Source organism: Streptomyces cupreus, assembly GCF_014257025.1.
In the GTDB taxonomy this organism is placed as follows: Bacteria; Actinomycetota; Actinomycetes; order Streptomycetales; family Streptomycetaceae; genus Streptomyces; species Streptomyces cupreus.
In genome coordinates this window covers 1-18,885 of the sequence record NZ_JACMSF010000102.1, presented here as the reverse complement: position 1 = coordinate 18,885, position 18,885 = coordinate 1, and the positions used below count along the sequence as shown (strand labels likewise).

Below are 18,885 nucleotides of genomic sequence, written 5' to 3'. Positions count from 1 at the left end.
AGGGGACGGGAATGGGTAGGGGCGGCGGGGGCGAAAAACACCGCTGGGTGCGGCCCGCATGGAACCCCCACCCCCACCACCCCGTCTCGTTCCACGTAACCCACGGGAGGCGACATGGAACGGCGTACCTTCATCGCCGGCGGCCCAGCCGCGCTCACGGCAACGGCAACCGCCGCCTGCACAGGCACCGGCACCGGCACCGGCACCGGCACCGGCACGAAGGCCAACAACACCCGCTCGACAACCTCCGCCTCCCACCCCCGAATCCGCACCACCGGCGCCACCACCCCCACCCCCTGGTCCGCCCTCGCCCAAGACCTCGACGGCGAGCTCATCCGCCCGGGCGACACCGCCTGGACCACCGCCCGCCAGCTCTACAACACCCGCTTCGACACCCTGAAGCCCGCGGCCATCGCCTACGTAGCCCACCAGGCCGACATCCGCACCGCCCTCACCTACGCCCACGCGAACAACCTCCACGTGGCGATCCGCAACGGCGGCCACTCCTACGCGGGCTGGTCATCAGGCAACGGCCGCCTGGTCGTAGACATCTCCAGGCTCAACAAGATCCGCACCCAAGGCGGCGCCACAGTCATCGGCGCCGGCGCCAAACTCATCGACGTCTACCGAGCACTCGCGGCGAAGGGCGTCACCATCCCTGCCGGCTCCTGCCCCACCGTCGGCGTCTCCGGCCTCACCCTCGGCGGCGGCCACGGCGTCGTATCACGGGCATACGGCCTGACCTGCGACAGCCTCACCCGCGCCACGATCATCACCGCGGACGGCAAACAACTCACCGCGGACGCCACCACGAACAAGGACCTGTTCTGGGCCCTGCGCGGCGCCGGCAACGGCAACTTCGGCGTGGTCACCGAGCTCCAGTTCAAGACCCACCCCGCCCCCCAGGCGGTCACGGCGTACATGTCCTGGCCCTGGTCGAAGGCAGCCGCCGCACTGAAGGCCTGGCAGGCGTGGGGCCCCACCCAGCCCGACGAGATCTGGTCGTCCTTCCACCTGGCGAACGCCGCCGGTGGCACCCCGACCGTCTCCGTCGCCGCCTTCTCCCTCGGCACCTACGGCGAACTCCAGAACGCCGTCGACCGCCTCGCCGACCGCATCGGCGCCCCCGCGACCAGCGTCTCGCTGCGCCGCCGCTCCTACGAGGAGTCGATGGAGCTCTACGCCGGCTGTTCCTCCTTCACCACGGACGCCCAGTGCCACCTCCCCGGCGCCACCCCGGGCCGCTCCGCGCAGGGCGCCCTGCACCGCGAGACGTACGCCGCGAAGTCGGACTTCTTCGACCGCTCGATCTCCTCGGCCGGCATCCAGACCCTGCTCACGAAGATGAAGTCGGTCCGCGGCGGCTCCGGCAGCGTCGCCCTCACCGCCCTCGGTGGTGCCGTCAACCGCGTCGACCCCACGGCGACGGCGTTCGTCCACCGCCGCTCCCGCATGCTGGCCCAGTACATCGCCGCCTGGCGGGCGGGCACGAGCGGCACCACGGCCCAGTCCTGGCTGACCGAGGCCCACACCGCGATGAAGCCGTACGCGTCGGGCGCGGCCTACCAGAACTACACCGACCCGAGCCTGAGGAACTGGCGCAAGGCGTACTACGGAGGCGCGGCCCCCCGCCTCGCCCAGCTGAAGAAGCAGTACGACCCGGAGGGGTTCTTCACCTACCCCCAGGCACTGTGAACGGCCCTCAGGCGGCCAGGTCCCGCTCCGCGGCGTCGGTCTCCGTGCGCGCCCCGGGGAGAAGGGCGCCCTGGCCGTCGTACGACGACACCTTGCGTGATCGGATCAGCCACCCGGCACGCGGCGACCGCTCGACGGCCTTCATCAACGGCGTCAGCAGGGCCGAGGCGACCGGGGACAGCAGCAGAGTCACGGCCGTGCCGAGCGCGAACCCACCGATGACGTCCGTCGGGTAGTGCACGCCCATATACACACGACAGAAGCCCTCAAGCAGCGCAAGACCGATCCCGAGGAGCCCGAACTTGCGGTTGGCGACGAACAGCCCGACGCCCATGGCCATGGTGATCGCCGCGTGGTCGCTCACGAAGGAGAAGTCGGTCTTGCCGGAGACCAGGACGTCCAGCCCCTGGTGGTCGAGGAAGGGCCGAGGCCGCTCCACAAAGCCCCGTATCGGGACGTTCACCAGCACAGCGATACCGGCGGCGAGCGGCGCCCAGATCAGCGCGGCAACGGACGAGGCGGCATCCTCCCCGCCCCGCCGCCGCACGGACCACCAGCACCACAGCACCAGCAGCACCATGGCGATGAGCAGCCCGAACTCACCGACGTACTCCATGACCCGGTCCAACCACTGCGGCGTGTCCTTGGCCAGGCCATTGATGTCGTAGAGCAGCTCGACGTCGGGATTCGACCCGGATGCGGCGAGTCCAGCCATAGTGCTGCGGCCCCTTCGTCGTCTCTCCCGGCACGCCGGTGCGCGCGCCGCTGTGCCACCCCCGTGGTTGTAGATCCGCGCTGGGCTACGCCATCAGGAACGCACGGCCCCTGCTGATACGTTCCACACTCCACTGAATGATCACGCAGACGTTATCGAAGAGAGACACATCACCGCAGCTCAGGGGGAGGGTTCACGCTGCGTCTACACCTCGGTGGGGAGCGCTTTCGCGCCATCTTCGGTGACCCGGGTGGCCCCGAAGTAGTCGGGGGTGTCGATCGGGTCGAACCGGATCACAGCACCTGTTCTCGGGGCGTCGATCATGTACCCGCCACCGACATAAATCCCCACATGCCGGATGGCGCGGGAGTTGGTGAGGTCGTCCGAGAAGAACACCAGGTCCCCGGGCAACAGTTCGTCCCTGGCCGGATGCGGCCCCGCGTTGTACTGATCGTTCGCGACACGCGGCAGCGAAATCCCGACACTTTCGTACGCGGCCTTGGTCAGCCCGGAACAGTCGAACCGCCCCCCGTCCTCGGCGGTCCCGTCCCCACCCCACAGATAAAGCGTCCCGAGCTTCTTCTGCGCGTAGGAGATGGCCCCGGCGGCCTGCTTCGAGGGATCGACCCGCCCGACGGGCGCGGCGAAGCTGTCCTGGAGCGTCGTGATCGTCTTCACGTAGTTCCGGGTCTCGCTGTACGGCGGCACGCCCCCGTACTTGATGACCGCGTACGCCCCGGCGTTGTAGGCGGCGAGCATGTTCTTCGTCGCGTCGCCCGGCACATCCTTGACGTAGGAGGCGAGTTCGCAGTCGTACGACGCGGCCGAGGGGATCGCGTCCTGCGGGTCCCAGACGTCGCGGTCGCCGTCACCGTCGCCGTCGATGCCGTGGGTGGCCCAGGTGCCGGGGATGAACTGCGCTATCCCCTGCGCCGCGGCCGGGCTCTGCGCCTTCGGGTTGAAGCCGCTCTCCTGATAGAGCTGGGCGGCGAGCAGTGCCGGGTTGATGGCGGGGCAGAGGTTGCCCCACTTCTGCACGAGCGTCTGGTACGCGGCGGGCACCGCCCCCTTGGCGAGCGCCTTGCCCCCGCCACCGACGCCGTTGGCAAGGTTCCCGGCGACGAGGTACACCCCGACGACGAGCAGCATCACGAAGCTGAGCCCCGCCGCGACAGCGGCACCCGCCACGACCCATGCCTTACGCACCGTCAACCGCCCCTCACCCACCGGGAGTCCACCCGCGCCAGTCTAGGAGCTTCCCACACGGAACCGGTCGCAACCAGGACGGCTGTGACGCCGGATCAGATGCCGGCCTGCCGACGGCAGGAGACACCGAGCGCGCCCCCGAGGCAAGATCCACCCGTACGCCCGTATGGTCACCGCTGCCCAGCATGACGAACTCAAGCAGACCACGCCCACCCGCGTAGCCGCCTGACGAACGCCGCCACCGCAAGGGAACGCCGCTCATGACCCCGCCGCTCTTCGTGTAGCCGTCGCGCCTAGTCGAACCCGCAGCCGCCGCCTTACACAGGTCTCACAACTCCCTTGCTGGACCGGGAGTTGACTGCCTAACATCGCGTTCACAATCGCGAATCGACTGTTGTTCCGGTGCATCGGGGGCCTGGTGTGACGTTGGTGATGGCAGTGGCCGCCCTCTGGGGCCTGCTGCAACTGTTCGCGATTTCCTGGCCGACGCGCTCGGTGCGCCTGTCGACCGTGCTGCTGGCGTTCGCTGTGGGCGTGTACGGGTGCGGCGTGGCGACGGCGTTGGTGCAGCTCGCCTACACCCGTGTCTACAGGGACCAGTCGGGGCAGTCACTGGTGACGGTGGTGAACACCACCGGCTACACAGTGGCTCCCTGGGTGGAGGAGTTACTCAAGGCCACCCCGTTGCTGCTGGCGGGGTTGAGTCTGAAGGTCCGCCGTCAGTGGGGGCTGACCGACTTCGTGGTGGTGGGCGCGGCGCTGGGTGCCGGGTTCGGGCTGCTGGAAGCGGTGCTCCGGTTCGGCCTGGACGCGGACCGGGCGATGGTCCGCGACGGTGGCTGGATCATCCCCGACAGCTTGGCCGCGCCCTATGTCCCGAGCTTGGGGCAGGTGTTGACGTCCTGGTTACCGGCGCCGTTCAGCCAACTGGACCTGGGCGGGCCAACGGTCACGGAAACGTTCACGCACCTGGTGTGGACGGCAATGGCCGGTTTCGGGGTCGGGCTGCTGTGTCGCACACGCGGTTGGATGCGCCTGTTCTCGGTCCTCCCGATCGTGGCCGCTGCCCTCCATCACACGGTGAACAACTACACCGTGCAGGAACACTCCGACGAAGCCAAGCAGTGGCTGGAGTCCCTGGACGGCATGGCATGGGCGGCACCGCTCGTGTGCCTGGCCCTCGCCATGGTCGTCGACCTGCGCCAACTCCACCGCGGCAAGCGCACCGTGCCCGGCATACTCCTCGCCTCCGAACGCGCCGACGGCGACACCCTGGGGGCGCTTCTGCGCTACGCGGCCTGGCGCCTGCCGTGGAGCCTGCTGATCGTCCTTCGCTACGTCAGGTTGCGACGCTCCCTGCTTTACGCAGCCACGTCGGCGCCGCCCGGCAACACCGGAGAACTACATCGGGTGGTCGCAGGGATCACGGCCCGGATGGACGCGTCCGACAACCAGCACACCTGGCAGACCCTGAACATCCGCGCCTGGCTGAAGGCGGTTCGACGGTCCCGTCGCTCACGGGAGCGATGGCTCCTACTGATCCCGTGCGTGCTGATGCTCCCCGCACTCCTCTTCCTGGGCGTCGGCTCGTTCACCCCCACCGCCGGCCTCCAGGAGTTCTTCAGCACCGGTGCGGGGCCGAAAATTCTCATGGGCTTCGGCATAGCCGCCCTAGCCTGGATCGCGTACCAGCTCACCGCCCTGATACGCACCTGGCGACAGGCGTCGGCGCAGCCCCTGGGGGAACCGCTGGCGGCCCACCGCTTCCGCGTCGGAACCGCGCTGGGGTCGGCGACCACGGGGGTGCTCCTGCTGTGGCGCGGATTAGGCGACGCGGGCCCCGACGGCAGAGCCGTCCGCACGCTCCACCTCCTCGAAGCCCTGAACACCTTCCTGGTCTACCTAGGTTTCGCCCTCCTCCTGCTCTCCCTACTCGCCCTGTTCACTCCCGGCAGCCTCGTCCTCGCCGGAAGCGGAGCAGTCACCGCCCTCACCGCCGAGGCCGCGCTCAACGCCGGCGTCCTTGGCACTGCTGGGCTCGTTCTCATGGGGCTTGGCGCCTCGAACGGTTCGGGTGGGGACTACAACGCGTGGCCCAGGAACAAGCGCAAGGGACGGACGAAGCCGCAGCACCGGGCGGACGTGAAGGGGGACGAAGGGAAGAACGGCTCTCACACCATTGGCCGTCACGTCAACCAGACGATCGCCGACATGAGAAGGCGCCTTCGGGAGAATCCGCGCATGGATGAGGTCTCTCGCTACGTCGATGAAAACGCGGCGCAGCGCTTCACGGACGAGACGCTTATTCAACTACGGAATCAGCAGAGGATCTCTGATTGGATAGCCAGGGGCCCGAGGGGAAAATTGGAGCTGGAGCACGAGTTCCATGATCCTACGGGACTCTATCTGACGCGCTACAACTTTACACACGGCGAACCGACAACCTGGGTCAACAGCGTACGCGTCATCCTTAAAGCCGATCCGTCAGCTCCCTCCGGATACCGAGTCCTTACTTCATACCCAATTCCCTGATTTCCCATTTCAAGGAGTCGCATATGACTGAGCCCGGCCCACCGGGGCAGCGCTTCTATGAAATCGACCATCTGCTGACAGCGTACGCACGTCACGGTTCCACGTTCTCCGACACCGCTGCGGCTCCCGGCCCTGGTTTGGCTTCCTACCTCAGGGTCGTGGCCCGCGACCCGGCACGTGGCGCCAGGGCCGTTCAACAGATCGACGACCTGCTCGCCGTCGGACTGTTCGCGGAGGAGATCGCCGACGAGGTCGATCCGCTGCCACGCATCCAACCGCCCGCGGGAATGAGCGTAGAAGACTGCCTGCGCGTTGCAAGGGACTACATCAATCGGGTTCTGCAGGACCCTTCTCAAGTTCCGCTCGTGAAGCCACAGAACCGCTGGGAATGGAAAGAGACATTTCCGTTCTTGAGTCAACTGTTGGGCGCCTATTTCTGCCAGGACTTCCCTGACTGGTATGCCACTTGGGAGGAGGCCATCGATGACTACGTCGGCGACATGGGCGGAGAGGAATCCGGGCGCGTCGCCGAAGAAATCACCGAGTTCCTCGCCCTCGTCGAATCGGACCAGGAACTCAAGCAGGCGACACACATGCTGGGGCTCGAACTCCTACCCCCCAAAGGCATGAAACTGCGACGGTGGCTTGAGAACATGCGTCACCGGATCACCTCCACGACATAGACGCCGCACAGACAGCTCATCGGCCGTAGGCCCATTACCTGACAGGTCATCGACCCCCGCCCGCCCCGCTGACACGATCGCCGGTGTAAGGAGCCCGAGCGCCCGACCGGAAGGACGTCCGCCATGACCGCGTACGCCATCGCCCATCTCCGGAAGATCACCCCGCATTCGGAGATCGCCGAGTACATCGAGCGCATCAGCGCCACCTTCGAGCCGTACGGTGGCCGCTTCCTCGTCCATGGGCGGCGGCACGAGACGGTGGAGGGGGACTGGGTCGGGGATGTTGTGATGATCGGCTTCCCGGGGATCGCCGAGGCGCGGCGGTGGTGGGACTCTCCCGCCTATCGGGAGATCGCCCCCTTGCGCTCCCGGCACATCGAGGGCGACATCATCCTGGTGGAAGGAGTCGAGGAGGACTACGACCCGGCCACCACCGCGAAGGCGATGCGGGACGCCCTGTCCTCCTAAGCCGTCAGTTCCGTCTCGGGCGTCCGCTCGCCGGGGATCGGCAGCTCCTGGCGGATGTACCACTCCGTGCCGAGGATCCCCTCGCGGACCTCCGCCGGGAGGGCGGCCAGCAGGCCCGGCGCCGCCCCGCGTTCCGCCTCGCTGCGATGGGCCTGTACGGCGGCCCACTTCCGCTCCAGCCAGGGGCGGACGTCGACCGTGGTCGTGACCCACTCGTCCGGCACCGTCTTCATCCCCTTGCCCGCCTCGGCGAAGTCGCCCAGCGCCTGGACCGCCGAGTGCGGATGCGTCGCCAGATACAGCGCACGCGGCTGGCACGGTGCGCCGGCCTCCGGGTACAGCCGCTCAAGTCCCGCCGCCTGCACCGCCAGTACGGTCACGCGGTGGGTGTGCACATGGTCCTCGTGGCCGGTGAGACCGCCGTACGCGTCATGGGTGACGACCACGTCGGGGCGGAACTGCCGTATGTGCCCTACCAGTCGGCCGATCGACTCGTCCAGCGGCGCGTCGCACAGCCGGGGGCTGCCGGGGGCCGACTCTGGCACCCGGGAGTCGGCGTAACCGAGCATCCGGGGTTTCTCGGAGAGCCCGAGGATGCGGAGGGCCTCTGCGAGTTCGGCGCCCCGATGGGTGCCCTCGGCCCAGGTCGCCGTCACCACCGCCGTAGAAGAGCCCTCGGCGGCGTTCCGGGCCAGGACCCCGCCCGAGAACAGTGACTCGTCGTCCGGGTGGGCGAACACGGCGAGCAGGCTCGGCATCGATCGACCACCTCCGGGGATCTGGGACTCAGGCCGTCTGAACCCCCAACGGACAGGCCACCCCGGTAAGTTCCTCCGACGCCGTCCACAGCCGACGCGCCACGCCGGCGTCACTGGCCGCCGCCGACCGCCCCACGAGCGTCGGCGCGCCCCGCATCTCCGCGAGACCGTCCGGCCCGACATAGCTCGCCCCGGGCAGGTCCTGTGTCGCCGCGTACAGCGTCGGCAGCGCGCCCGCACGGTCGTCCTGCGCGAAGAAGCGGTTGCCGATCTTCATGAACGCCCGCGCCACCGGACTGGCCGCGTGGCTCTGGAGGTTGGTGGCCGAGTAGCCGGGGTGCGCGGCGAGCGCCCGGACCGTCGATCCTGACTCGGTCAGCCGCCGCTGAAGTTCCAGGGTGAAGAGGAGGTTCGCCAGTTTGGACTGGGCGTAGGCGCGCTGCGGGTTGTAGGCGGTGTCCAGGTCGAGGTCGTCGAAGCGGATCCTGGCGTTGCCCCAGCGGTGAGCGCCGGAGGAGACGGTGACGACGCGGTCGGTGATGTGCGGCAGGAGCAGGTTCGTCAGGGCGAAGTGCCCGAGATGGTTGGTGCCGAACTGCATCTCGAAGCCGTCCTTGGTCCGCTGCTTCGGGAGCATCATCACGCCCGCGTTGTTGATCAGCAGATGCAGCGGGCCGTCCCAGGCGGCGGCGAACTCCCGCAAGGACGCCAGATCGGCCAGGTCCAGGCGCCGCACCTCGGTACTGCCGCCGACGGTCGCGGCGGCGGCCCGCCCGCGCTCGGGATCCCGTACGGCGAAGACGACATGCGCGCCCGCTCCGGCCAGCGCCTGGGCGGCGGTGAGACCGATGCCGCTGTTGGCACCGGTGACGACGGCCGTACGGCCGCTGAGATCGGGCAGGTCGGTCGCGTTCCACTTCTGCGTCTCGGTCATACCTGTTGAATGTAGGCGCCGACAACAATGATGTCAATGACAACAATGGTGGCGACGCCAACAAAGCTGACGCTGTCAACATCGGGCTACGATGTGCCCATGTCCGACAGCCGCCCCTACCACCACGGAGACCTGCGCTCCACCCTGCTCGCCGGTGCCGAGCGCACCCTGCGGACGAAGGGCGTCACCGCGCTCTCCCTGCGCGAACTGGCCCGCGAGGCCGGCGTCAGCCATGCCGCGCCCGGCCGCCATTTCAAGGACAAGCAGGCACTGCTCAACGCCCTCGCCCTGGCCGGTTACGACCGTCTGGAGCAGACCCTCAAGGCCGCCGACGACCCCGGCCTCCCCCTCGAACCGCGGCTCACCGCCCTGGCCCGGGCCTATCTCCGCTTTGCCCTCGACAACGCCGAGCTGCTGGAGCTGATGTATGCCCGCAAGCACGAACCCGATGCCTACGAGCAGATGGCGTCGGCGATCGACCGTACGGTCGGCTCCCTGGAGCGGGTCATGGCCGACGCCCAGCGGCGGGGCGAGATCATCGAGGCAGACCCCGCCCACCTCACCCTCCTCGCTGGCGCGAGCCTGCACGGCATCGCCTCCTTCGCGGCCGGCGGCATGCTCGCGCCCGAGGCGGCCCTGGCCGGCATCGACGATCTCGTCCACACCCTCCTGCATGGCCTCAAGCCCCGCTGACGACACCGAAAGGGAACTGAAGAGCCCCTCTCGGCAGTCACTTCGGTAGGCGGGAGCGGACTCTCCGCCGAGCGGCACAAGTGACGGGGGGACGGCATGAGCCAGGTGCTCTATGGCGAGCAGTCGTGGAATCCGCTGGCGCGGACCGTGGAGCTGACCGAGGAGGCGCTGCGCAGGGGCGGCCGGACCACGCCGCTGAGCGAGCTGAACCTCGCCGCCATGGCCGACGCGTACCGGCGCGGCTGCTGGCTCGGCGGCGGCGGTGCCGAGCGCCCGCTGACACGGCTGCCGGAGGGCCCCGGGGTCGTCCCGGTCACCCGAGTCACCGGCACCACCACCCCGGTGAAGGCCCGTCAGACCGCCCGGTTCGCGCGCGAGCTGGGCGAGTTGACGGTACGGCGATGCGGTGGCCCCGAGCAGGTGGCGGCGCTGGCAGCCCAGGCCCAGGCCCAGGGCGTACCGCTGTGGATCGCGCGGCGGTACGCACCCAGCCCCGCCGGACCGGTCACGGTCGCCGTGGACCGGAACCTGGTGCGCGTGGACGTATGGGGCCCGCACGCCCCCGTCGTACGGATCCGAGCGCCCCGCGGCTTCAACTCGAACACCACCGACCCCTCCGAGGGCCTGCGCCTGACCGTCGGCGAGCTCACGGCGGAGCCCGTCCTCAGGAGGAAGCTCCGCAAGTCGAAGAGTTACGTGGAGGTACGGCTCCCCGGGGCGCACTGGGTGCTGCGGCGGGAGAACGCGACGAGCTCATGGCTGCTGCGCGACGAACGCCGTGTCGCCCTGCTGAGCCGCCCCCCGCGCAGGCAGACGCCCGAGCCGGACGCCGTACTGGTGCCCCTGACCCCGGTGCACCACGAGAGCCCCGACCCGCTGGACGCCGTCATGGCACACGCCTTCGCCGTCACCTTCGGACTCGGGGACACCACAGGCTCGGCGCGGTTCCGCTCGGAGCGCCGCCGACTGACCGAGGGTGAGCCGTTCGCCCCCGACGAGGCATGGGACCGCCCCTGGTTCAGCAACCTCGGCAGGGGTCGCGACGACAACGAACCCGGCGGCAGCGACGGCTGGGGCTCTGACGGCGGCGACGGAGGCGACAGCGGCGGGGGTGACGGCGGGGGCGGTGACGGCGGCGGGGGCGGGGGCGGGGGCGACTAGGGCGTCCGGCCCGCCCCGGACGTGCGGAAGATAGCCTTCACCCGGGGAACATCTCCACGGCCCCTCACCCGACCGGCCGTCAGAAACGGTACGAGCGGGGCAAGTAGCCGTAAGAGGGGTCAACGACGGAACCACACGACAGGTTCCGCTCCCACCTCGTTGCCCGGCGTAACATGCCGTGATACACAGAGTGACGATACGACCCCGCGTATACCGCCTCACGCTCCCCTTACAGGGCCCGGCGCGAGACGGTGACAAGCTGTTCGTACGAAACCCGCCAATCAATGACGCCAAGTCGACATACGACAGCGAAATTGTCGGCGACAATGAGGCCTGACCTCTGCGCCACGACAGAGGAGTGGAACTACCCAACAGGGGCGGTGACTTACATGCTCTTTGCGGCCGATAAGGGAGACATCAACACCATCATCGGCGGGATCGCTCCGGACTGGGGCCCCTTCGGCAGCCTGGGCAACGAGGCCAAGGTGATGATCGAGGTCGTGATGGCGGTCGCCATCCTGCTCTGCCTCGGGATCGCCATCTGGGGCGCCGCCAAGCAGCGGATCGGCGCGACCGCGCTGCGCGACACGTTCAGCGCGGAACAGGGCAAGGGCCTCATCATCGCGGGCCTGACCGGCGTCTTCATCATCGGATCGCTCGGCACGCTCTTCACCATCGTGTACGGCATGGCCGTGTAGCCGCGCCCGGTCCGGTCCCCGTCCCTCCCACCCGCCCGTCGTGCCCACCGGCTGAGGTTGCGTTTCCCTGATGTCGAGTCACCACACCGCGCCCGCGCGGGAACCAGCACGGCTACCGTCGTACTGCAACGGCTTCCAGTACGGCGGCAAGGGGGCGTACGCGGCATGAGTCTCGGAGACGAGCGGGAGTCCTCCGGCGGTTACGGAGGCACGGGCCAGACCCGGACACGGCTGCCGGAGTCCTCCGGCGACGTGTACGGCGGCGCACGACGAAGCGGCCGCTCGTCGTCCCGGAGCCTGGTCACGGTGGTCGGCGTGGTCGTCCTGCTGATTGCGGCGATCGCGTTCGCCAACCGTGGAGGAGACGATTCCTCATCGGGAGACAAGGCCGAGGGCAAACCGCAGACTTCGAGCACGGCGGCGAGCGGGGAGCGGCCGGTGGAGGCGGGGTTCGCGCGGGATGAGCAGGGGGCGCAGAGTGCGGCGGCGAACTACTCCGTAGCACTGGGGTCGGCGGACATGTTCAAGACCGCCAGTCGGCACGAGATCGTCAGCACTGTCTACGCGCCCGATGTGGCCGCGAGTCGACAGGCGGATCTGGACAGCGCGTACTCCAGCGAGGAGTTCCTCACGAACATCGGCCTCAACAAGGACGGCACCGCGCCGCAGGGCCAGACCTTCGTCTCACGGGTGGTTCCGGTCGGCACCAAAGTCACCTCGTCCAGCTCGGACGCCGCCACTGTCGAGGTCTGGTACACCTCGCTCTTCGGCCTCTCCGGTGACAACTCGAACAACCCGGTCACCGAGAGCTGGTACACGACCACCTACCAGCTGAAGTGGATCGATAACGACTGGAAGGTCACCGACTTCCAGCAGAAGGACGGACCGGTGCCGGTCGGGCGCGACCAGAGGGCCTCCACCGCCGACGACATGACGAAGGCCGTCGAGGAGTTCGGAGGGTTCACCTATGCGCGCTAGCCACCGCATCCTGGCTGCCGTCACCGGCGTACCAGCTGCCGCCGTACTCCTGGCTACCCAAGCTGTCGCCGCGCCTACCCCGCAGCCGACCGACAGCAATGACCCCTGCGATCTCATCCGCGGCCCCGCCAAGGACTACTGCGAAAGCGACAACAGCGGCGGCTCCGGATCCACCGGAGGTTCCCTCGACCCCACCTCCACCCTCGACCCCCTCTCCTCCCTCGCCAAGGGCTGTGCCGACGCCGCCGCATGGACCGTCGACAAGCTCAGTGAGGCCGTGAAGGACACCGCGAACGTCGACTTCACGAACCCCAAGTTCCTTCAGCAGTACGCCGTCGTGTTCGCGGCCTCGACCATCCTCACCCTCCTCCTGTGGCTGCTGGCCGTAGCCAAGCGAGCCGTCCGAGGCGTCCCCCTCACCACCGCGATCAGCGAAGCGATCGGGTTCCTCTGGCTGACCGTGCTCGCGTCCGCCTTCACCCCGCTCATCCTCTACACCGTCGTATCCGCCACCGACGGCGTCTCCGAAGTCCTCGCGAAGACCACCGGCGACCAGACCGACGCCTTCTTCGGCACCTTCTCCGGCGCCCTGGAGAAGGGCGAGGACATCGGTGGCGGACCGATCATGCTGATCGTCGTCTCACTGGTGAGCATCCTCGCCGCCGGAGTCCTCTGGCTGGAGCTCGTCATCCGCGCCGCCCTGCTGTACGTCGGCGCCCTCCTCGGCACCGTCGTCTACGCGGGCCTGGTCGACAAGAACCTGTGGGGACACGTCCGCCGCTGGGCGGGCATCATGATCGCGGTCATCCTCGTCAAGCCGGTCATCGTGATCGTCCTCGGCCTCGCCGGAGCACTCTCCGCCGACGACGGCCCCGACGCCTTCTCCGCCGTGGTCTCCGGCCTCGCGATCATCCTGCTCGCCATCTTCGCCTCGGCGATGATCTACCGCTTCGTCCCGGGCTTCGGCGACGAGATCGCCGGCTCCCGCAACAACCGCATCATGCAGAGCGCCGAGAGCAAGGCCGCGGCCGTCATCAGCTCCCCCGCGACCCTGGTCGCGCAGGGCATCAAGACCCACAGCGCCCGCGCCGACAACAACGGCGGCCAGTCCGCGAGCAGCCCCCGCCCCGCCAACCAGGCGGCCGGCGGAGTCGCCGCGCACAGCTCCCGCACCGCGAACGGAGGCGGCGGATCTGTCCCCTCCGCCGCACCCGCGCCCCGGTCCGGCGGCAGCAGCGCGGTGAACACGCCCCATGCAAGCAACACCCGCAACAGCAGTACCAACCGCACGGGAGGTGAAGGGCGTTGACGACCGAGTCCCACGTGTCCCATCCGGTCACGCCCCGCCGTACATATCTGATCGGCCGCGCCCGGCCGAACGCGATCGTCGGCCGGAATCGTGAGACCGGCGAGATCGCGCTGATCATCGCGGGCGCGTTCCTCGGCATGATGTGCGGGCTCCTCGTCCCCGTCCTGTCCCTGCGCATCGTGCTGCTGATGGGCTTCCCCATGCTGGCGCTGGCCGCGGTCTACGTGCCGTACAAGCGCCGGACGTTCTACAAGTGGTTCGAGATCAACCGCAGCTTCAAGCGCACCCTGCGGGCCGGGACCGTCTACCGCTCCACGGCGATGGAGGCGGGCACCCGGATCGACGGGCGCGAGGTGGAGGTCGGCCCGCCGCCCGGCATCGGCCGGATCACCTGGCTCGCCGCCCCGTTCGGGCCCGACGAGATCGCCGTACTGCTGCACGCGGACCGCAGGACCGTCACCGCCGCCATCGAGATCGAGGGCCCGGGCGTCGGCCTGCGCGACTCCGAGGACCAGGAAGCCCTCGTCGACCGCTTCGGCACGCTCCTCAAGCACGTGGCCAACGGCGACGGCTTCGTCACCCGGCTCCAGATGCTCGCCCGCACTCTCCCCGCCGACCCCGACGCCCACGCCAAGGACGTCGCCGTACGCGGGGACGACAAGGCGCTGCCGTGGCTGCAGCAGTCGTACGACCAGTTGCAGTCGATGGTGTCGACCAGCAGTGAGCAGCACCGGGCGTATCTCGTCGCGTGTATGCACTACAACCGCGAACTGGCCGCCGAGGGCCATGCCATGGCGCGGGCCGCGCGGCCGCAGCAGGGCCGGAAGGTCGACAAGGACGCCGGGCTCGCCGTGGTCATGGCGCGTGAGCTGACCGACATCTGCTCGCGGCTCCAGGAGGCCGACATCCGCGTACGGCAGCCGCTCGGTCAGGGGCGGCTGGCCTCGCTGATCCACTCCATGTACGACCCGGACCACCCGATCGACCACATCCAGGCGATGACGAAACGTAATGCCTGGCCGGCCGAGCTCGACGCCATGGAGCCCACCTACCTCCAGGCCAAGACCCGTGAGTCCTCCACCCGCGCCCCCTGGTGCCATGCCACGGCCTGGGTGAAGGAGTGGCCGATGACCCCGGTCGGCGTGAACTTCCTCGCGCCGCTGCTGGTCCACACCCCGGACGTCATCCGTACGGTCGCCGTCACGATGGACCTCGAACCCACCGAGATCGCCATCGAGCGCATGCTGACGGAGAAGACGAACGACGAGGCGGAGGCCTCCCGCGCCGCCAAGATGAACCGGACCGTCGACCCCCGTGACATCGCCGCCCACAACCGCCTCGACCAGCGAGGAGAGGACCTGGCGAGCGGTGCCGCGGGCGTGAACCTCGTCGGCTGGATCACCGTCTCCTCCCGCTCCCCGGAGGCCCTGGCCCGCGACAAGCGGACCATCCGGGCATCGGCCGGGAAGTCGTACCTGAAGCTGGAGTGGTGCGACCGCGAGCACCATCGCGCCTTCGTGAACACGCTCCCGTTCGCCACCGGCATTCGAAGGTAGGGCCGCATGCGGGATCCGATGTCCATCCTCACCGACGCCTTCACCTCGTTCCTCTTCGGCAAGGTCGAGACGACCCGGCTGCCCGTGCGCACGTCCACCGGGCAGGCCCAGGCCGTCTATCTGCCGACCGCCGCGCCCGGCCTCGGCGACTCGGGCGTCATCATCGGCCGCGAGGTCTACTCCGGGAAGGGCTATATCTACGACCCCTTCCAGCTGTACGGCCAGCAGCTTCCCGCCCCGCACTGGCTGGTCCTCGGGGAGTCCGGCAACGGCAAGTCGGCGCTGGAGAAGACGTACGTCCTACGGCAGCTGCGCTTCCGCGACCGGCAGGTCGTCGTGCTGGACGCGCAGGGCGAGGACGGCGTCGGTGAATGGAACCTGATCGCGCAGGAGCTGGGGATAACGCCTATTCGGCTCGACCCGACGGCGGCCCTGGACCACGGCATCCGGCTCAACCCCCTGGACCCCTCGATCACGACGACAGGCCAGCTGGCCCTGCTCCGGACCATCATCGAGGTCGCGATGGGCCACGGCCTCGACGAGCGCTCCGGCTTCGCCCTGAAGGTCGCGCACGCCTACGTCAACGAGACCATCGTCGAACGCCAGCCGGTCCTCACCGACATCGTCGAGCAGCTACGGCATCCCGAGCCGGAGTCGGCCGAGGCGATGAACGTCGACATAGACGATGTACGGGCCTGGGGACTCGATGTCGCCCTGGTACTGGACCGGTTGGTCGACGGTGACCTGCGCGGCATGTTCGACGGCCCGACGACGGTCGGCATCGATCTGGACGCGCCGCTCATCGTCTTCGACCTGTCCCACATCGACCGCAACTCCATCGCCATGCCGATCCTCATGGCGATCGTCGGGGTATGGCTTGAGCACACCTGGATCCGCCCCGACCGGAAGAAGCGCATCTTCCTGGTCGAGGAGGCCTGGCACATCATCAACAGCCCGTTCGTGGCCCAGCTCTTCCAGCGGCTGCTGAAGTTCGGGCGCCGACTGGGTCTGTCCTTCGTGGCGGTCGTCCACCACTTGTCCGACGTCGTGGACGGGGCGGCGGCGAAGGAGGCAGCGGCCATCCTGAAGATGGCGTCGACCAGGACGATCTACGCCCAGAAAGCGGACGAGGCGAGGGCGACGGGCCGGGTGCTCGGGCTGCCCAGGTGGGCCGTGGAGATCATTCCCTCGCTCACCCCCGGTATCGCCGTTTGGGACGTCAACGGCAATGTCCAGGTGGTCAAACACCTGGTCACCGAGACCGAACGCCCGCTGGTCTTCACCGACCGCGCGATGACCGAGTCCTCCACCGACACCGAGCTCACTGACGACGCCCTGCGCGCCGCCGAGCTGGAGGCGGAGGAGCGGGCGGCGGCCTTCGTGGAACAGCACCTCGGCGACTCCGAGTCGACGGTGGCATAAAAGGGGGCGACGGCGTGCGCGCAGACGACCGGCAGCAGAAGACACCGGGCGGCATCCCCGACGGGCTGCTGGTCGGCATACTCGCCTTCCTCCTCGGCCTGACCCTGATGGTGTGGACGGCGACGGGCCTGGCGGGCCTGCTCACTCACGGCGCCTGGCCGACCGGCGTCATCTTCACCCGCACCCCGCTCGCCATGCGCCACCTCTTCGGCGCCCCCCACGACATCACCGGCGCCTGGCCGGAGACTCCGGAGACGGAGCTCTCCGGGTACGGGCTGTTCTGGGGTCTGTTCATCGGGCAGTTGATGGTGCTGATCGTGCTCACGGTGTTCGTGATGGGCACGGTGGCGCGGTGGCGGGCGGTCAGGGCTCGGCGGCGGGAGGAACGGCCGACGGAGTCTGAGCGTGAGCCCGAGCCTGAGCCGATTCCTGTGCCGATGCCAATGCCGATGCCGGTCCAGCATGAGGTGCCGGCGCCGAGACCGGAGCCGGTCCAGGAGATGGTGGCTCCCGCGCCCGCGACTCCGTTGCCCGCGTGGGAGAAAGTCTTCGTAGCCCCGAAAGAAACCCGCCACATCACCGCGGCCCAAGCCGTACGGGACGCCGAGGGCCCCGCCCTGGTCATCACCTCCAACCCGGCGATCTGGCGGGACACCAAGGACGCCAGAGCCAAACTGGGCCCGGTCCACCTCTACGACCCCACCCACCTCTGCGACACCCCGTCCCGTCTCCACTGGTCACCGACGACGGGCTGTGAGGACAAGCAGACGGCGACGGCGAGAGCGGCCGCGCTGCTCGCCCCGGTCCGCCCCACCGCGAAGATCGACCAGGCCGTGGCGGACACGGCGGAAACGCTCCTGCGCAGCGCCCTGCACGCCGCAGCCATAGACGGCCGTACGATCCGCCACGTCCACCGCTGGTCCCAGGGCACTCAGCTCCAGGACGCGGTCCGCATCCTGCGTACCAGCCCGAAGGCCGCCCCCGGTGCCGCCGGCGAACTGGAAGCCGCACTCACCGCACACCCCGAACGCCGGGACATGGCCCAGCAGTTGACGACCCGGGCGCTGTCCGCCCTGTTCACGGTGAACATCCGCGAGGCCTGCACACCCAACCGAGCTGATGCGCTCGCCTTGGATTCCTTCGTGAACGAAGGGGGCACGCTTTATGTGGTGGGCGAATCCATCGAGGATCCCCGCACGAACCCGGGCGCGATGCCTCTTCTCACCGCCCTGGCCTCAAGCGTGGTCGAGCGCGGCCGGCGCATGGCCGAACGGTCATCCTCCGGTCGCCTCGACCCACCACTGACGCTCGTCCTGGACGACGTCGCGGCCGTCGCTCCGCTTCCTCAGCTCCCGGAGCTGCTGGCCACCGGGGCGGACCGGGGCCTGCCGACGCTGGCCCTGCTCCGGTCCAGGGAACAGGCCCGCTCCCGCTGGCCGCACGACGAACTACCGGTATAGCCCTACTCCCGCTCGATCGCGAACTCCAGCTCGGACTCGCCCGGCGCCTGCGGCAATGGCACAGTGATCCCGGTCGGTTCGAATCCCACCTTCCGGTACAGCCGCTGCGCCCGGCCATTGTCCTCGTGCACGATGAGCCGCACCCGTTCGGCGCCCTGCGCCCACGCCCACTCCAGGCCGGCGTCGAAGAGCACCTCGGTGAGCCCGATGCCCCGGTGCCCGGGCTGTACGAACACCCCGACAAGGTGCCCCTGCTTCCGCTCGATGGGGAACCCGGCCCAGTCGGTCGTCCCGGCCTCCTCCATCAGCACGGTCAGCGTCCCGACCCACTCCCCGTCCGGCCCCTCGGCGATGATCTGCTGCGCGTCGGACGCGCCTTCGGCGCTCCCCGCGGCGCGCTCCCGCCAGAAGGAGTCAGGGTGGGCTGCGGCTGCGTCGTAGGTCTCCAGGAAAGCGAGATGCGCCACGGGATCTTGGAGGGCTGCAAGCCGCAGAGACTTGGCCTGGGGCCACTCGTCGGCGTGTATGGAACGGACCTTGTAGCTCATGCCGCATACCGTAGCCGAACGCAGAAAACCCCCGTACCGAATAAACGGTACGGGGGTTTCTCAATATTT

The 18,885-nt window shown here is 68.9% G+C and carries 17 protein-coding genes; 12 read left to right on the top strand and 5 right to left on the bottom strand.

Features of this window, described 5'->3' with window-relative positions:
* The first annotated feature begins 114 nt into the window (after window positions 1-114).
* Window positions 115-1,695 (top strand): FAD-binding oxidoreductase, encoded by a 1,581-nt coding sequence (locus H4N64_RS42115; protein WP_186287916.1) that lies wholly within the window; start codon window positions 115-117, stop codon window positions 1,693-1,695.
* A gap of 7 nt (window positions 1,696-1,702) precedes the next feature.
* Here the strand turns inward: H4N64_RS42115 and H4N64_RS42110 are convergent, their stop codons facing one another.
* Window positions 1,703-2,410 carry a phosphatase PAP2 family protein gene (locus H4N64_RS42110; RefSeq protein ID WP_186287915.1) on the bottom strand — a complete coding sequence of 236 codons (708 nt, stop codon included), beginning with the start codon at window positions 2,408-2,410 and terminating at the stop codon, window positions 1,703-1,705.
* Window positions 2,411-2,614: 204 nt separating this feature from the next.
* Entirely contained in the window at window positions 2,615-3,637 is a 1,023-nt protein-coding gene (locus tag H4N64_RS42105; RefSeq protein ID WP_186287914.1) for an NlpC/P60 family protein, read from the bottom strand.
* A 399-nt stretch (window positions 3,638-4,036) separates the two neighbouring features.
* Here H4N64_RS42105 and H4N64_RS42100 point away from each other — a divergent pair, with 399 nt between their 5' ends.
* The 3 genes from H4N64_RS42100 (at window position 4,037) to H4N64_RS42090 (ending at window position 7,299) form a co-directional block, all read left to right on the top strand.
* Entirely contained in the window at window positions 4,037-6,148 is a 2,112-nt protein-coding gene (locus H4N64_RS42100) for an RNase A-like domain-containing protein (RefSeq protein ID WP_186287913.1), read from the top strand.
* 23 nt (window positions 6,149-6,171) lie between these two features.
* On the top strand, window positions 6,172-6,831 hold the full coding sequence (locus H4N64_RS42095) for a contact-dependent growth inhibition system immunity protein (protein ID WP_186287912.1): 660 nt from the start codon (window positions 6,172-6,174) through the stop codon (window positions 6,829-6,831).
* Window positions 6,832-6,954: 123 nt separating this feature from the next.
* Window positions 6,955-7,299, top strand: coding sequence for a DUF1330 domain-containing protein (locus tag H4N64_RS42090; RefSeq protein ID WP_186287911.1), 345 nt, complete (start codon window positions 6,955-6,957; stop codon window positions 7,297-7,299).
* Here H4N64_RS42090 and H4N64_RS42085 read toward each other — a convergent pair.
* Together H4N64_RS42085 and H4N64_RS42080 are read right to left on the bottom strand one after the other, a co-directional pair.
* On the bottom strand, window positions 7,296-8,057 hold the full coding sequence (locus H4N64_RS42085) for a PIG-L deacetylase family protein (RefSeq protein ID WP_186287910.1): 762 nt from the start codon (window positions 8,055-8,057) through the stop codon (window positions 7,296-7,298). The two genes, H4N64_RS42090 and H4N64_RS42085, sit on opposite strands and share 4 nt — an antisense overlap.
* 28 nt (window positions 8,058-8,085) lie before the next feature.
* Window positions 8,086-8,991 (bottom strand): oxidoreductase, encoded by a 906-nt coding sequence (locus H4N64_RS42080; RefSeq protein ID WP_186287909.1) that lies wholly within the window; start codon window positions 8,989-8,991, stop codon window positions 8,086-8,088.
* 99 nt (window positions 8,992-9,090) lie between these two features.
* Between H4N64_RS42080 and H4N64_RS42075 the strand changes: the two genes are divergently transcribed.
* From H4N64_RS42075 to H4N64_RS42040, 8 genes are all read left to right on the top strand, one after another.
* Entirely contained in the window at window positions 9,091-9,684 is a 594-nt protein-coding gene (locus H4N64_RS42075) for a TetR/AcrR family transcriptional regulator (protein WP_186287908.1), read from the top strand.
* A 96-nt stretch (window positions 9,685-9,780) separates the two neighbouring features.
* The gene (locus H4N64_RS42070; protein ID WP_186287907.1) at window positions 9,781-10,845 is read left to right on the top strand and encodes a hypothetical protein; all 1,065 of its coding nucleotides are present in this window, start codon (window positions 9,781-9,783) and stop codon (window positions 10,843-10,845) included.
* A 389-nt stretch (window positions 10,846-11,234) separates the two neighbouring features.
* Window positions 11,235-11,543 carry a hypothetical protein gene (locus tag H4N64_RS42065; protein WP_003991275.1) on the top strand — a complete coding sequence of 103 codons (309 nt, stop codon included), beginning with the start codon at window positions 11,235-11,237 and terminating at the stop codon, window positions 11,541-11,543.
* A gap of 165 nt (window positions 11,544-11,708) precedes the next feature.
* Window positions 11,709-12,521 (top strand): hypothetical protein, encoded by an 813-nt coding sequence (locus H4N64_RS42060; RefSeq protein WP_186287906.1) that lies wholly within the window; start codon window positions 11,709-11,711, stop codon window positions 12,519-12,521.
* Window positions 12,511-13,830 (top strand): hypothetical protein, encoded by a 1,320-nt coding sequence (locus H4N64_RS42055; protein ID WP_186287905.1) that lies wholly within the window; start codon window positions 12,511-12,513, stop codon window positions 13,828-13,830. Before H4N64_RS42060 ends, H4N64_RS42055 begins: the two co-directional genes overlap by 11 nt.
* Window positions 13,827-15,386 (top strand): SCO6880 family protein, encoded by a 1,560-nt coding sequence (locus H4N64_RS42050; RefSeq protein ID WP_186287904.1) that lies wholly within the window; start codon window positions 13,827-13,829, stop codon window positions 15,384-15,386. The genes H4N64_RS42055 and H4N64_RS42050 overlap by 4 nt, the downstream gene beginning before the upstream one ends.
* Window positions 15,387-15,392: 6 nt before the next feature.
* Entirely contained in the window at window positions 15,393-16,808 is a 1,416-nt protein-coding gene (locus tag H4N64_RS42045; RefSeq protein ID WP_186287903.1) for an ATP-binding protein, read from the top strand.
* 14 nt (window positions 16,809-16,822) lie between these two features.
* The gene (locus H4N64_RS42040; protein ID WP_186287902.1) at window positions 16,823-18,268 is read left to right on the top strand and encodes a TraM recognition domain-containing protein; all 1,446 of its coding nucleotides are present in this window, start codon (window positions 16,823-16,825) and stop codon (window positions 18,266-18,268) included.
* A 2-nt stretch (window positions 18,269-18,270) separates the two neighbouring features.
* On the opposite strand, the gene H4N64_RS42035 is transcribed toward H4N64_RS42040, so the two are convergent.
* Window positions 18,271-18,816 carry a GNAT family N-acetyltransferase gene (locus tag H4N64_RS42035; protein ID WP_186287901.1) on the bottom strand — a complete coding sequence of 182 codons (546 nt, stop codon included), beginning with the start codon at window positions 18,814-18,816 and terminating at the stop codon, window positions 18,271-18,273.
* Window positions 18,817-18,885: the final 69 nt, after the last annotated feature.